Raw genomic sequence first — 12,127 nt, 5'->3', positions numbered from 1 at the left:
TTCCTCGATCACAACGCCTTCGCTACGAACCTACCGCCCCTCACTCCTGTAAGGCCTCGGTGAACCGGGCCAACAACTCTCGCAACTGTGCACGCTCCTGTGCACTGAATGCGGCGGCCACGCGGCGCTCGATGGCGGCGGCCTTGGCATCGGCCTTGGCGAAGGCTTTGCGACCGGCGGGGGTCAGTCGGGTTTCGAGCACACCGCGGTGCCAGGGATGCGGTGTGCGTTCCACGAAACCGCGCTCCTGCAGGTTCCTGAGCACCACCGTCATCGCTTGCGGCGTCACCATGCATTCCCGGGCGAGGGCGGCGGCGGAGACGCCCGGGTTCTCCGACAGCGCGTAGAGCGCCGCGTACTGCGGCACCGTAAGCGGTTTGACCGCCTCGTGTTTGACGGCCATCAGCTCCTGCTCGGCGCGCTTGAGGTCCAGACCGAGCCGCTGCTCCGCAGGCAATTTCATAAGTGTCAAAGATAGCTGAAGTATCAAAGCCTTGATAGTCTTCGAAGTATGGACAACCCCGTAATCCCCGAGAGCCACGCCGATTTGCTATCGCGCCCGCTGTTCGCCCATCTCGCAACGCTGAACCCGGACGGCACTCCGCAGGTGACGCCGGTATGGCAGGTGTGGGATGGCGGGCGCCTGCGCTTCACCACCACGATCGATCGACGGAAAGCTGTCAATACCAAGCAGAATCCCGAAGTAGCGGTGAGCATCAACGATCCGGAGAAGCCCTACCGCTACCTCGAGGTCCGCGGCGTCATCGAGGCCATCGAACCCGATCCGGACGGGGAATTCTTCGATGTGCTCGCACGCCGCTACGACCTGCCGTATCAGCGTCCGGTCGCCGACCATCCGCGCCGGGTCGTGCTCGTCATGCGCCCGACGCACGCCACCTACCAGTAGCAGCAGGCGCCCTCAGGAGCTGACGGCCTCCTCCGCGAGGGCCGTCAATTCGTCGCGCACCGCGGGCACGAGCCGGTCGGCATCGCCGCCGAGCACGCCGACGGTCAGACGGCCCTCGAAGGTGTAGACCAGGAACGTGACCGCCGCCGAGGCGCCCGCGGAGGGGCGCGGATGAGCGGAGACGTAAACGATCTCGTAGTCGGTGAGCGCGATATTCGCGGGGATGCGGAAGGCGGGCACGGCACCGGTATTCGTCACCGCGACGTGCCCGGCCAGGGAGTGGACCCGGGTTGGGCCGAAGTAATCCGGGAAGTGCAGTACCGACTGCCCGACGATGCCCTCGGCCAGATCATGGCGCAATCGGGCCGAAATGTGCTTGGCCAGTTCGAGGATGTCCGCGGAGAGGTCGACCGCCGCGGTGAACGAGGCCAGCCCCGCCATATTGGTGCCTTCCGCACGCGCGACCGGCGGGTCGAGGCGGGTGCGCATATCCACCGGATACAGACAGCCGAGCGGCACGGGATCTCCGGTGGCCCTGGCCTTTTCCGAGGCGAAAGCGCGCAGCAGTGCGGCGGTCACCACCCCGTTGACGGTCACTCCCGGATAGCGCCCGAGGCCGATGATGCGGGCGCTCGCCTGCTCGTCCAGGACGATGCGCCGCGGCTGGACCAGTGCGGCGGGCGCGGGAATCGCGGGCGCGCGCGGAATGACCACGGGCTCCAGCGGCTTGGTCACATCTTCGAAACCGGAGATCGAAGAGCGGGCGATTCCGCGCGCCGACGCATGCCATTCCAGCGACTGCGGATAGTCGTGCGGCACAACGGTTGTCGTACCGGATTCGACGTAATCGGTGTAGAAGTCCCATAGTCGGGCGAGCAGTTCGACGCAGTGGCCCGCGTCGGCGATGCTGTGGTGGGCGAAGAGTGTCACGCGCGAACGGCCGCGCTCGGAACGCACGACATCCAGGTACGCCAGCTGTCCCGCCGGATCGATCGGCTCCGGGATGCGGATGGCGTCCGGATCACCGAGGCTCGCGGTCATGCCGATCTCCGGGGCCTCGCCGCGTCGTAGCAGATAGCCGCGGCCGGTAGCATCCTCGCTGATCCGGCAGGTCACCACCGGATAGGCGCGCTGTAGTGCGGTGAAGGCCGCCCCCAACGCATTCGTATCGAGATCACCGACGACCGTGACGGATCGTCCGGTGTAGGTCCCCGCCCGCACGAAACGTTGTTCCGAGGCACCCAACACCCGCACCAAAACCTCCTCATCCCACAACACATTGCTCAGGGTGCGGCAACTACAGACCGGGGCGCAAACCCGGAGCCGCTCCGACTGAGAGAGACTGCCCACATGAGTCCCGCGGCACACATCAGTCTTACGACGCATCTGGAAGAGCTCGGTTTTCCGTTGGTGGTGGACCAGTTGGCGCATCCGACGGTGGCGGGCATCGCCAAGGGCGATCTGCCCGAGCCGGTCTTCCGGTCCTGGCTCGAACAGGACTATCTGTTCCTGCTGGACTATGTGCGGGTGTTCGCCCGGCTGGCCTGGCAGGCGCCCGCGTCACATCTGGGCGATCTGGTGGATCTCGCGCACGCGACGTATCACGAGGAGCTGTCCCTGCACCGGTCGCTGGCCGCCGAATTCGGCGCGGATCTCGATGGTGCGACCAAGGGTGCGCCGTGCGCGGCCTACACCGCATTCCTGCTGGAGTCGGCCGCGTCCTACGCCGATGGACTGGCCGCGCTGTACCCGTGCATGTGGGGCTATTCGACCCTCGGCACAATCCTGGCCGAGAATCCGCCGTCAGAGCCGCGCTACCGCCGCTGGGTCGACACTTATGCCGACCCCGGATTCGCGGCGCTCACCCGCCGCTGTGGGCAGATGCTCGACGAGGCGGGTGGCGATCCGGCGCGTGCAGAGGCACTATTCCTGCAGGGCATGCGCCACGAATACAAGTTCTGGGATGTGTCCGGCTAGGGGTGCAGCACGATCTTGCCGCGGGTGTGGCGCTGCTCCAGTTCGCGATACGCCTCCTGGACCTTGTCGAGCGGATAGACAGCCGCGATGGGTACCTCCACCGTGCCCGCGGCGGCCAGATCGGCGAGTTCGGCGAGCACATCGATGGTGCCCGCGGCGGCATTGCCGTCGGTCTTCACGCCGTACCTCTCGGCGGCCTCCCAGTTGATGATGGTGTCGATGCGTTCGACCGCAATGCCGAGTTCGATTGCGATGTCGACATATTCGGCACCGAACGTGTCGATGAACGCGTCCACGCCATCGGGGGCGGCCGCACGGATCCGGTCGATCAGGCCCGCCCCATAGGCCACCGGAATCACCCCGGCCTTGCGCAGCCAATCGTGATTGACCTCGCTCGCGATACCGAGAACCGTTGCGCCCCTGGCCCGCAGGAGTTGTACGGCGATCGATCCGACGCCGCCCGCCGCACCCGAGACCGCGACCGTATCGCCCACTTGCGAATCCACGGCCCGCACGGTCGCGAAAGCCGTTGTCCCGGCGACATACAACGATCCGGCGACATCCCAATCCAGTTTCGAGGGCTTGAGCGTCACCTGCTCGGCGGGCACCACCACGTGGGTGGCATGACTGGCCCGCTCATCGGTGAATCCGAGCACCTCGGCGCCGATCTCGATCCCGCCGACACCCGATCCGATCTCGACGACGCGACCCGCGAAATCGGTCCCCTCACCCGAAGGAAAGGTCGCGGGCCAACGCTCGTGCAGCGCGCCCGAACGGATATACCCCTCCCCCGGATTGATACCGGCCGCCACGACCTCGACGACGACCCGACCGGGTCCCGCCTTCGGCGTCGGCACCTCGACAACCTTCAGCTCTTCGACTCCGCCATAACGATCGAACTTCACAGCTCTTGCCATATCCGGCTCCCGCCTACTCGGTGACATACGCCGTCAACCGAGTAACCCGGCAGGAAATTTCCATGCACCGACGATCTTCGCGACGCACTGCCATGAACGGCACCAAGCCTTAAGCTGACACCCGTGGGTGAGGAAAGGCTGCGGGCATCGGACGCAGACCGCGAGAAAATCGCCGAACAATTGCGGGTGGCGATGAACGATGGCCGATTGTCGCTGCATGAATACGATGACCGACTCAAACAGGTGTATGCCGCCAAAACCTATGGCGAGCTGACTCCGCTGCTCTCGGACCTGCCTGTGCCGCGCAAAGCAGCACCTGCGGCACAACGCGTGCCGCAATGGGTCATCATCATGTGGATTCCATGGGCCGCAGTGAACGCACTGTGTCTCACGATCTGGGTGGCCACTGGCGCGGGATACTTCTGGCCGTTCTGGGTCGCGGTGCCGTGGGGTTGCGCGCTGCTGATCCCGAGCGCGATCGGGATGCTCGTACAGTCGAACCGGAAACCTGGCGCCGAATCCACATCCGGCGTGCGAAACCCGCGACCACCGGAATCCACTTAGCGGTTACGGATCCCCAGCGGCACATGCGAAACGCCCTGCCGCGGCGCGACAGGGCGTTGATCGCTATCGAATTCAGGCACCGATGAGATGCTGCGCCAGGTAGCCCTCGACCTTGTCCAGCGCAATCCGCTCCTGTGCCATGGAATCACGCTCGCGGACGGTGACCGCCTGATCTTCGAGGGTGTCGAAGTCGACGGTGATGCAGAACGGCGTGCCGATCTCGTCCTGGCGCCGGTAGCGACGGCCGATGGCGCCGGCGTCGTCGAATTCGACATTCCAGCTCTTACGCAGCTGTGCGGCAAGATCTTTCGCCTTCGGCGTCAGATCCGCATTGCGCGACAACGGCAGCACCGCCGCCTTGACCGGCGCGAGCCTGCGGTCCAGCCGCAGACTGATGCGCTCCTCCATGACGCCCTTGGCATTGGGCGCCTGGTCGACGGTGTACGCATCGACCAGGAACGCCATCAGCGAGCGGGTCAGACCGGCGGCGGGCTCGATGACGTACGGGGTGTAGCGCTCATTGGTGGTCTGGTCGAAGTAGCTCAGGTCATTGCCGGAATGCTCCGAATGGGTCTTCAGATCGAAGTCGGTGCGGTTGGCGATGCCCTCCAGCTCACCCCACTCGTTGCCCTGGAAGCCGAAGCGGTACTCGATATCGGTGGTGCCCGCCGAGTAGTGCGACAGCTTGTCCTTCGGGTGCTCGAACAGGCGCAGGTTCTCCGGGTCGATGCCGAGATCGGTGTACCAGGCGAACCGGGTGTCGATCCAGTACTTGTGCCACTCCGCGTCCTCACCCGGCTTGACGAAGAACTCCATCTCCATCTGCTCGAACTCACGGGTGCGGAAGATGAAGTTGCCGGGAGTGATCTCGTTACGGAAGCTCTTGCCGATCTGCGCGATACCGAACGGCGGCTTCTTGCGCGCGGTGGTCATCACATTGGCGAAGTTGATGAAGATGCCCTGCGCGGTTTCCGGGCGCAGGTAGTGCAGACCCTCTTCGGACTCGACCGGGCCGAGGTAGGTCTTGAGCATCATGTTGAAGTCACGCGGCTCGGTCCACCGACCGACGGTGCCGCAGTCCGGGCACACCACCAACTCCATCGAGACGGAGTCCGGATCGTCGATCTTGTGCTTGATCGCGTAGGCCTCCTGCAGGTGGTCCTGCCGGTGGCGGTGGTGGCAGTTCAGGCATTCGACCAGTGGATCGTTGAACACGCCGACGTGGCCGGAGGCGACCCACACCTGACGCGGCAGAATCACCGACGAGTCGAGGCCGACCACGTCCTCGCGGCTGGTGACCATGGACCGCCACCATTGCTTCTTGATGTTCTCCTTGAGCTCGACACCCAGCGGACCGTAGTCCCACGCCGATTTGGTGCCGCCGTAGATCTCACCACACGGGTACACCAGACCCCGGCGCTTGGCGAGGTTGGCAACGGTGTCCACCTTCGACTTGGGTGCCACTCGAGAATTCTCCATCCACTACGAGTCGGATTCGATTGCGCCGAGTCGCACGACCCGGCGGAAGATTGCCCTCCAGCCTATCGGCACCGGCCAACCGGTTTTGCACCGCACACGCCTAGCCGTCGGCGCGCTCGTTTGACATGCGCAACTGTGCATATCAAAATGGAATCGCTTTCCAATAAGGAGTTGGTTCGATGACCGCCGAGACCGCTACCGCCCACCCGCACAACCCGTACCGATCACCCGCGCCGGTGCCGGTGCCGACGCGGAGCGTCCTGGAGGACGCGGGTGAGTTGCTACGCGCCCTCGCCGCCCCGGTGCGCATTGCCATTGTGCTCCAATTGCGCGAATCGCCGCGTTGCGTACACGAATTGGTCGATGTTCTCGGTGTCACCCAACCCCTGGTCAGCCAGCATCTGCGGATTCTCAAGTCGGCGGGCGTGGTGCACGGGGAACGCTCCGGCCGGGAAGTGCTGTACGAACTCGTCGACGACCACCTGGCGCATATCGTGGTCGATGCCGTGGCCCATGCCGAGGAAGGGTGATCGTGCCAGATAAGACGGCCTTGCCGGAAAAGCCGGTGGGCATTCGCAGTACCCGCCAGCGCAGCGCGATCGCCGCGCTGCTCGGCGATATCGAAGAGTTCCGCTCCGCGCAGGAGTTGCACGACGAATTGCGCCGCCGCGGCGAGGGCATCGGGTTGACCACCGTCTACCGCACCCTGCAGTCGCTTGCCGATGCCGGACTCGTCGATGTACTGCGCACCGACACGGGCGAATCCGTCTACCGGCAGTGCTCCACCGGACACCATCACCACCTGGTCTGCCGACACTGCGGTCGCACCGTCGAGGTCGAGGGCCCGACGGTCGAGGCATGGGCCGAAACCATCGCTTGCGAACACGGATTCACCGAGGTCAGCCACACCATGGAGATCTTCGGAACCTGCTGCGAATGCGCGAAGACGGACCGCTCCAAAGTGTGATGGCGGTCACATGGTTAACGGCGCTGGCGCCGAGGAAGATTTCACTGCGAATCACATAGCGTCCGGGGGTTCCGGGCGTCGCGCACTGAGATCGAAATCTTCTGGGAGGCAGCGTGCGATCGACCATTTTCGCGGCGGACAGACGCCGGAAAATCACCACAATCGGAGCGGCCGTACTCATCGGCAGCTCCGCCCTGCTCATGACCTCTTGCAACGACAAGGACACCAAAGCGGGACCGACGACGCCGGTGTCCGCACAAAGCACCATCGGCCAGGGGCAGCCGGGGGCGAACAGCGGTCAGTCCACCGTCCGCACCATCGGCAAGACCGGGTGGTACGAGGGCTTCGATATCACGGTGGACAAGGCGACCGTGGTGCCCGACGAATTCGGCGGCGCCAAGGTCCTGATCGATATCACCTATAAGAACACCACGTCCGACAACAAGACGATCAGCAATAACACCTACCTGCAGGTCGACAAGGAGGTCGACGGCGGAGCGAGCTTCGACTCGCCGACCGTGCCCGGAAAGGGTTCGGCCACCGGCAAAGTAACCACGTCGGTGAAGACACTGCACGATGCCGAGCATCTGCTCGACACCATTACCGTGATCTACGGACAGGCCTCGGATAACCAGACCAAGATTCCACTGAAGGCCTCGGCTCAGGTCGAAGGTATCGCACCGAAGACGCTGAATGTGACCGGCAAACTGGTGCAGGATCAGACGACGATCGAAATCACCGGCGGCACACTGGCTCCGAGCTACACCAAGAACGAGCGCGACAAGATGGATCTCTCGTTGCACATCAAGATCATTGGTGGACCCGGGATCCCCGCGGGCGGATCGAATATCTTCTACGACTACTTCACGGTGAAAACTCCGAACGGCCAGACGATTCTCGCCGATATCCGCGGGCCGATCAACGAGCTGCTGAATACGAACGAAACCATCGACAACGCGAAGAATTACGTCGTTTTCGTGGTTCCGTCCCCCGCCACTGGCACCTACGTCGTGACCTACGACGCGAAGAAGGGTGAGGGCGCCGCCCCGAACTTCTCCTTCACCATCTCCTGACAAACCGACCTGGGCCACCATCATCCGGATATCCGAGCGATGGTGGCCCATGTGTTTCGCCGCGCAAGGTCCGCACCGCTGATACGCGCCTGCGATGGGTACGGTTCCCGATCGTGCACGCCGGGCGTTCCGACTAGCACCGGACGCGGGCCGCCGCTACCGGAGTTGCCCGGTAGCGGCGGCCTGCAGTCGATTTCGATGCGATCCAGATCAGGCGGCGACCGGTTCGCCGGAGCGGACCGCTGTTGCCTCTGCAGCCGGACGCTGTCCACGAAGTGCGCCGACACCAAGGAGCGCTAAAGCGGCGAGCGCCCAGATACTCAAGACCACAAGGGGTTTGGTGACGGCGGCACCGTCGAAGAAGGCAACCGAGCGCAGCAGTGACGCGGCGGCACCCGGTGGCAGTAGTTGACCGATGGCGCCCCACGGCTGCGGCAGCAGTTCCGGAGCCGAGGTCGCTGCCGAGAACGGATTGCCGACCAAGAGCATGGTCAGCGCGGCGATGCCGATGCCCGCGCGCCCGATGGCGGTGGACAGTCCGACGACCGCGCCGGAGACCGCGAAGGACACCAGACCGGCGACGGCAGCCAGCGTCAGATATGGACCGGGGACCACCGACATCCAGGTCTGGATGATGACGATGCTCAACAGCCCACCCGCGATGCCGAAGGTGATCAGTCCGATCGCCTTACCGCCCACCGACGGAATCAACAGGCTGAGTACCACACCCGCCGCGATACCGGACATGACCAGCGGCAATACCATCGCACCGAAGGCGGTGCCGCGCGGATCGTCCGGATCGGCGGCCACCACATCCTCTACCGGCGCGGCGGGCGTACCGGACAGCTGCTGGGCAATCGCGGTGAGTTGTTGTGCCACAACGGGACTCGCCCCAGAGGCTACTAATACGCGCGGGGCGGAGCCGCCGCCGGTGATGACGGCACCGTAGACGTCCCGGTTCTGGATCGCCGCGCGCGCCGCCGCTTCGTCGGCGGGGTTGCTGATATCGAAAGCATCGGGATCGTGCTGGGTCAGTTTGTCGGCGACCACCGCGGCCTGTGGGCCGCTGACGGCGATGGGCAGATCGCGCGGCGCGATATGGGCCGCGGGCCAGGCGAAGGCGATCAGCATCAATGCCTGGAGCAGGGCCGCGGCGACGCCGACACCGACTGCCCGCTGGATCGTATTCATGACGTTCTCCCGGAAATCGAATGACCGTTCTCTTTCGATGTGGATACCGTCGCACGCCCCCTCGAGCTTGTCAAGAACGAGCATTCGTTTTACTTTGGAGCCATGCCCAGAGTCAGTGAGGAACACCTGGAACGTCGCAGGCAGCAGATCCTCGACGCCGCGCAGCTCTGTTTTGCCCGCAAGGGTTTCTACGAGACCTCGATGCAGGACATCTTCACCGAATCGGGCCTCTCGGCCGGGGCGGTCTACCGGTACTTCAAGGGCAAGAACGACATCATCGCCGCACTGGCCACCGATACCACGGTCGAGTTGCGCGCCACCATGACCAGGGCGATCCGGTCCGATCCGCTGCCGACCCCGGCCCAGGTTCTCCGGATCGTCGCCGAGTACATGGTCGCGCACAGCGGTCCGGACGGTCATGTCCGGCTCGCGCCACAGGCGTGGGCGCTGGCGCTGGTGGACGACGAGGCGGCCGAATACGTCAAGTCCGCCGTGCTCGCGATGCGTGATCGCTGGACCGAGTACACCGAGCGCATGGTGCGGGTCGGCTGGTTACCGCCCGATACCGACATCCACGCGGTGGCGACGGCGATCATCGGCCTGGTGCCGGGATTCATGTTGCAGCACTTGATCGTCGGCGACCTGGATCCGGAAACCTTGGCTCGCGGTGTGGCGGTTCTACTGCCCTTTGGCGAGCCTGCCGTCCAGCCGGTCGACTCCTAGGCGTCGCATATCCAGTGACTGCCTCGCATAAGGCGCACCTGGTGCGAGGTAGTCACTGCTTGTGCGGGATCGCTCGTCAGAGCCAGCCGAGGCGTTCGGCGGCGCGGACGGCTTCGGCGCGGGTGCTGGTTCCGGTTTTGCCGATAGCGGATGAAAGATGGTTGCGGACAGTGCCTTCCGAGAGGTGTAACTGTTTGGCGATGGCGCCTGCGGTGGCGCCGTCGGCCGCGGCGGCGAGGACCTCGCGTTCGCGGGCCGTCAGTGGCGAAGTACCGACGGTCAAGGTTTCGGTGGCGAGGGCTGGATCGACAACGCGTAAGCCCATGTGGACTCGGCGCACCGCGTCCGCGAGTTCGCGTGCCGGGGTGTCCTTCACGACGAATCCGCTTGCGCCAGCGTCGATTGCGCGCCGCAAGTAGCCGGGGCGGCCGAAGGTCGTGACCATGAGGATGCGGAGATCCGGATGGGCGGCATGTAGTTGCGCCGCGACCGCAATGCCGTCCATGCCCGGCATTTCCACATCCAGCAGCACCACATCAGGCGTGGTGCGCGCGACCGCGCCCAGGACTTCGTCACCGCGACCGACCTCCGCAACGACTTCCAGATCGGATTCCAGGCCGAGCAGTGCGGCGAGTGCGCCGCGGACGAGTGCCTGATCATCGGCGAGTAGGAGGCGGATCATGCGACGTGGTCCTTCGACGACAGGAATGGATATGGGAGTGCGCTTTTAGCCGAACGGTGGCGGAAAAGCGGCTGCCGCGGAATGGATCGACCGTGCGGCAGCGGCCGTTGCTGGCATATGACCTGCGTCACGTCCGCGATCCGCACGCATTTCGAAACAGTTGGAAACTGCTACGACAGCGCGAAAAGTACACGCTCAGAATCATTTCCGGATCACTCGGGCACTGTTGCACGCACACGAACACCTCCTTCGGACGACAGCGTCAATGTTCCCCCCGCGGCCCGCACCCGTTCGCGCAGGCCGGACAGTCCCGACCCGGAATCGACTGTGCCCAGACCGCGTCCGTCATCGCCCACCTCGATGCTCGTCTCGGTCACCGTGACCGTGCAATGCCGGGCCGCACTGTGCCGGATGACATTGGTGACCGCCTCGCGCAGCACCCAACCGAACAATTCGCTGTGGCGCGTATCGGGTACGGCCTCCGGCAGCGCGGCGTCGATATCGGCGGCCGCCAGTGCGGTTCGCGCGTTGGCCAATTCACCGCGTAGCGATACCTCGCGCAGACCGCCGACGGTATCCCGCACTCCGGCCAGCGCCTCGCGCGCCAGCCGCTCGACATCGGCCATCTCGGCCTTCGCCCTTGTCAGATCCACATCGACAAGACGTTGTGCGAGTTCGGTTTTCACCGTGATCACGGTAAGCGAGTGGCCGAGGATATCGTGCACGTCGCGCGCGACCCGGTTGCGTTCCTCGACGATCGCGAGTTCGGCCTGCTGCCGTCGGGCCAGCTCGGTCAACCGCTCACCACGCAGCCCGAGCTGCCTGGCCACCCAGATCAGGACGGGCACGAAGGAAACGTAGAAGGGCACCCCGGACAGGCGCGGCAGCACCACCGGCACGAGCAACATCGCGAGCGTCACCGTGCACGCGACATAACCGGATTCGCGCGAGGGCATATGAAAGATCGCGATCACGCCGACAAAGATCAATGTCGGCAGCGCGACCGTGCCGAGCAATGCCATCAACCCGGCGCTGCACGCTGTCATACCGGCGAGCACCGGCCACATGCGCCGATCGACCGGACGTTCCACCCACCGGCTGGTCCCATCGGCGCGCCGGAAGACAATGAAGGAACCGACGATCAGCGCCGCGAACGCGAACAGTGTCGCGGTAGCCAGACTCGCCGTCGGCTGATCCGCGTTCCGCCAGCGCTGGATGGTCGGTCCGATCATGTACGCCAGCCAGATGACCGACATGAACCCGCCGAACCATCCGCGCCGCTTCACGTTCGCACCGATGCCGCCGTCCCGCACCACCAGATCGAGTAATTCGGATGCGGCGCCACCCCGCAGCACGGACTTCACATCCATCGGCGCTCCCACACCGACAGCGCGCATGCGTAAACCCGATCCCGGTTGCGCACGCGGTGGTTGATCACAGGTGTCGACGCTACCGAACGGGCAGCCGCGGGTACCCCTGGCAGCGCACGAAACACTCGCTCGGCATCCTGCACATGCGCCGACCGCCGCCGCCCAGCATCGCATAGCAAGCCCGAGCGGAGCGGCCGACCACCCGCCCTGCGATCAGCCCGCGGCATCGTCGGCCACTCCGCCCCGCCCCTGCGGAAGTCTTGGCCGCAGGCCCGCG

The 12,127-nt window shown here is 65.0% G+C and carries 14 protein-coding genes; 7 read left to right on the top strand and 7 right to left on the bottom strand.

Annotated features, from left to right (window positions below):
* Positions 1-40 precede the first annotated feature (40 nt).
* Positions 41-463, bottom strand: coding sequence for a MarR family winged helix-turn-helix transcriptional regulator (locus NP3_RS12590; RefSeq protein ID WP_174566206.1), 423 nt, complete (start codon positions 461-463; stop codon positions 41-43).
* 48 nt (positions 464-511) lie between these two features.
* Between NP3_RS12590 and NP3_RS12585 the strand changes: the two genes are divergently transcribed.
* The gene (locus NP3_RS12585; RefSeq protein ID WP_063040860.1) at positions 512-907 is read left to right on the top strand and encodes a PPOX class F420-dependent oxidoreductase; all 396 of its coding nucleotides are present in this window, start codon (positions 512-514) and stop codon (positions 905-907) included.
* Positions 908-919: 12 nt separating this feature from the next.
* On the opposite strand, the gene NP3_RS12580 is transcribed toward NP3_RS12585, so the two are convergent.
* Positions 920-2,161 carry a phthiocerol/phthiodiolone dimycocerosyl transferase family protein gene (locus NP3_RS12580; RefSeq protein WP_245720908.1) on the bottom strand — a complete coding sequence of 414 codons (1,242 nt, stop codon included), beginning with the start codon at positions 2,159-2,161 and terminating at the stop codon, positions 920-922.
* A 96-nt stretch (positions 2,162-2,257) separates the two neighbouring features.
* Between NP3_RS12580 and NP3_RS12575 the strand changes: the two genes are divergently transcribed.
* Positions 2,258-2,884 carry a TenA family protein gene (locus NP3_RS12575; protein WP_063040858.1) on the top strand — a complete coding sequence of 209 codons (627 nt, stop codon included), beginning with the start codon at positions 2,258-2,260 and terminating at the stop codon, positions 2,882-2,884.
* Here NP3_RS12575 and NP3_RS12570 read toward each other — a convergent pair.
* A complete protein-coding gene (locus NP3_RS12570; protein ID WP_063040856.1) occupies positions 2,881-3,801 on the bottom strand; it encodes an NADP-dependent oxidoreductase in 921 nt (306 codons plus the stop codon). The two genes, NP3_RS12575 and NP3_RS12570, sit on opposite strands and share 4 nt — an antisense overlap.
* 123 nt (positions 3,802-3,924) lie before the next feature.
* Here NP3_RS12570 and NP3_RS12565 point away from each other — a divergent pair, with 123 nt between their 5' ends.
* Positions 3,925-4,365 (top strand): DUF1707 domain-containing protein, encoded by a 441-nt coding sequence (locus NP3_RS12565; RefSeq protein WP_063040854.1) that lies wholly within the window; start codon positions 3,925-3,927, stop codon positions 4,363-4,365.
* A gap of 72 nt (positions 4,366-4,437) precedes the next feature.
* Here NP3_RS12565 and NP3_RS12560 read toward each other — a convergent pair whose 3' ends face one another.
* Complete coding sequence (locus NP3_RS12560) at positions 4,438-5,829, bottom strand: glycine--tRNA ligase (protein WP_040688036.1); 1,392 nt, start codon at positions 5,827-5,829, stop codon at positions 4,438-4,440.
* A 194-nt stretch (positions 5,830-6,023) separates the two neighbouring features.
* On the opposite strand from NP3_RS12560, the gene NP3_RS12555 reads away from it, so the two are divergent.
* From NP3_RS12555 to NP3_RS12545, 3 genes are all read left to right on the top strand, one after another.
* Positions 6,024-6,374, top strand: a complete 351-nt coding sequence (locus tag NP3_RS12555; protein ID WP_062991218.1) for an ArsR/SmtB family transcription factor — start codon at positions 6,024-6,026, stop codon at positions 6,372-6,374.
* Positions 6,371-6,811: a Fur family transcriptional regulator gene (locus NP3_RS12550; protein WP_373864744.1), complete on the top strand. Its 441-nt coding sequence runs from the start codon at positions 6,371-6,373 to the stop codon at positions 6,809-6,811. Before NP3_RS12555 ends, NP3_RS12550 begins: the two co-directional genes overlap by 4 nt.
* Before the next feature lie 113 nt (positions 6,812-6,924).
* Positions 6,925-7,884 carry a hypothetical protein gene (locus NP3_RS12545; RefSeq protein ID WP_063040853.1) on the top strand — a complete coding sequence of 320 codons (960 nt, stop codon included), beginning with the start codon at positions 6,925-6,927 and terminating at the stop codon, positions 7,882-7,884.
* Between the two features lie 210 nt (positions 7,885-8,094).
* On the opposite strand, the gene NP3_RS12540 is transcribed toward NP3_RS12545, so the two are convergent.
* Entirely contained in the window at positions 8,095-9,075 is a 981-nt protein-coding gene (locus NP3_RS12540; RefSeq protein WP_063040852.1) for a hypothetical protein, read from the bottom strand.
* A gap of 102 nt (positions 9,076-9,177) precedes the next feature.
* Here NP3_RS12540 and NP3_RS12535 point away from each other — a divergent pair, with 102 nt between their 5' ends.
* Positions 9,178-9,798: a TetR/AcrR family transcriptional regulator gene (locus NP3_RS12535; protein WP_063040876.1), complete on the top strand. Its 621-nt coding sequence runs from the start codon at positions 9,178-9,180 to the stop codon at positions 9,796-9,798.
* A gap of 76 nt (positions 9,799-9,874) precedes the next feature.
* On the opposite strand, the gene NP3_RS12530 is transcribed toward NP3_RS12535, so the two are convergent.
* Both NP3_RS12530 and NP3_RS12525 read right to left on the bottom strand, forming a co-directional pair.
* Positions 9,875-10,480, bottom strand: a complete 606-nt coding sequence (locus tag NP3_RS12530) for a response regulator transcription factor (protein WP_063040851.1) — start codon at positions 10,478-10,480, stop codon at positions 9,875-9,877.
* Positions 10,481-10,692: 212 nt separating this feature from the next.
* Positions 10,693-11,850, bottom strand: a complete 1,158-nt coding sequence (locus NP3_RS12525) for a sensor histidine kinase (RefSeq protein ID WP_063040874.1) — start codon at positions 11,848-11,850, stop codon at positions 10,693-10,695.
* Between the last annotated feature and the right edge of the window lie 277 nt (positions 11,851-12,127).

The organism is Nocardia pseudovaccinii NBRC 100343 (assembly GCF_001613225.1).
GTDB classification, from domain to species: Bacteria; Actinomycetota; Actinomycetes; order Mycobacteriales; family Mycobacteriaceae; genus Nocardia; species Nocardia pseudovaccinii.
This window is presented reverse-complemented; position numbering and strand designations above follow the sequence as displayed.

Bases quoted from the DNA above. Each gene is read 5' to 3' on its own strand.
- NP3_RS12590 (WP_174566206.1), bottom strand. From the start codon at position 463: ATGAAATTGCCTGCGGAGCAGCGGCTCGGTCTGGACCTCAAGCGCGCC.
- NP3_RS12585 (WP_063040860.1), top strand. From the start codon at position 512: ATGGACAACCCCGTAATCCCCGAGAGCCACGCCGATTTGCTATCGCGC.
- NP3_RS12575 (WP_063040858.1), top strand. From the start codon at position 2,258: ATGAGTCCCGCGGCACACATCAGTCTTACGACGCATCTGGAAGAGCTC.
- NP3_RS12570 (WP_063040856.1), bottom strand. From the start codon at position 3,801: ATGGCAAGAGCTGTGAAGTTCGATCGTTATGGCGGAGTCGAAGAGCTG.
- NP3_RS12555 (WP_062991218.1), top strand. From the start codon at position 6,024: ATGACCGCCGAGACCGCTACCGCCCACCCGCACAACCCGTACCGATCA.
- NP3_RS12540 (WP_063040852.1), bottom strand. From the start codon at position 9,075: ATGAATACGATCCAGCGGGCAGTCGGTGTCGGCGTCGCCGCGGCCCTG.
- NP3_RS12535 (WP_063040876.1), top strand. From the start codon at position 9,178: ATGCCCAGAGTCAGTGAGGAACACCTGGAACGTCGCAGGCAGCAGATC.
- NP3_RS12530 (WP_063040851.1), bottom strand. From the start codon at position 10,480: ATGATCCGCCTCCTACTCGCCGATGATCAGGCACTCGTCCGCGGCGCA.
- NP3_RS12525 (WP_063040874.1), bottom strand. From the start codon at position 11,850: ATGGATGTGAAGTCCGTGCTGCGGGGTGGCGCCGCATCCGAATTACTC.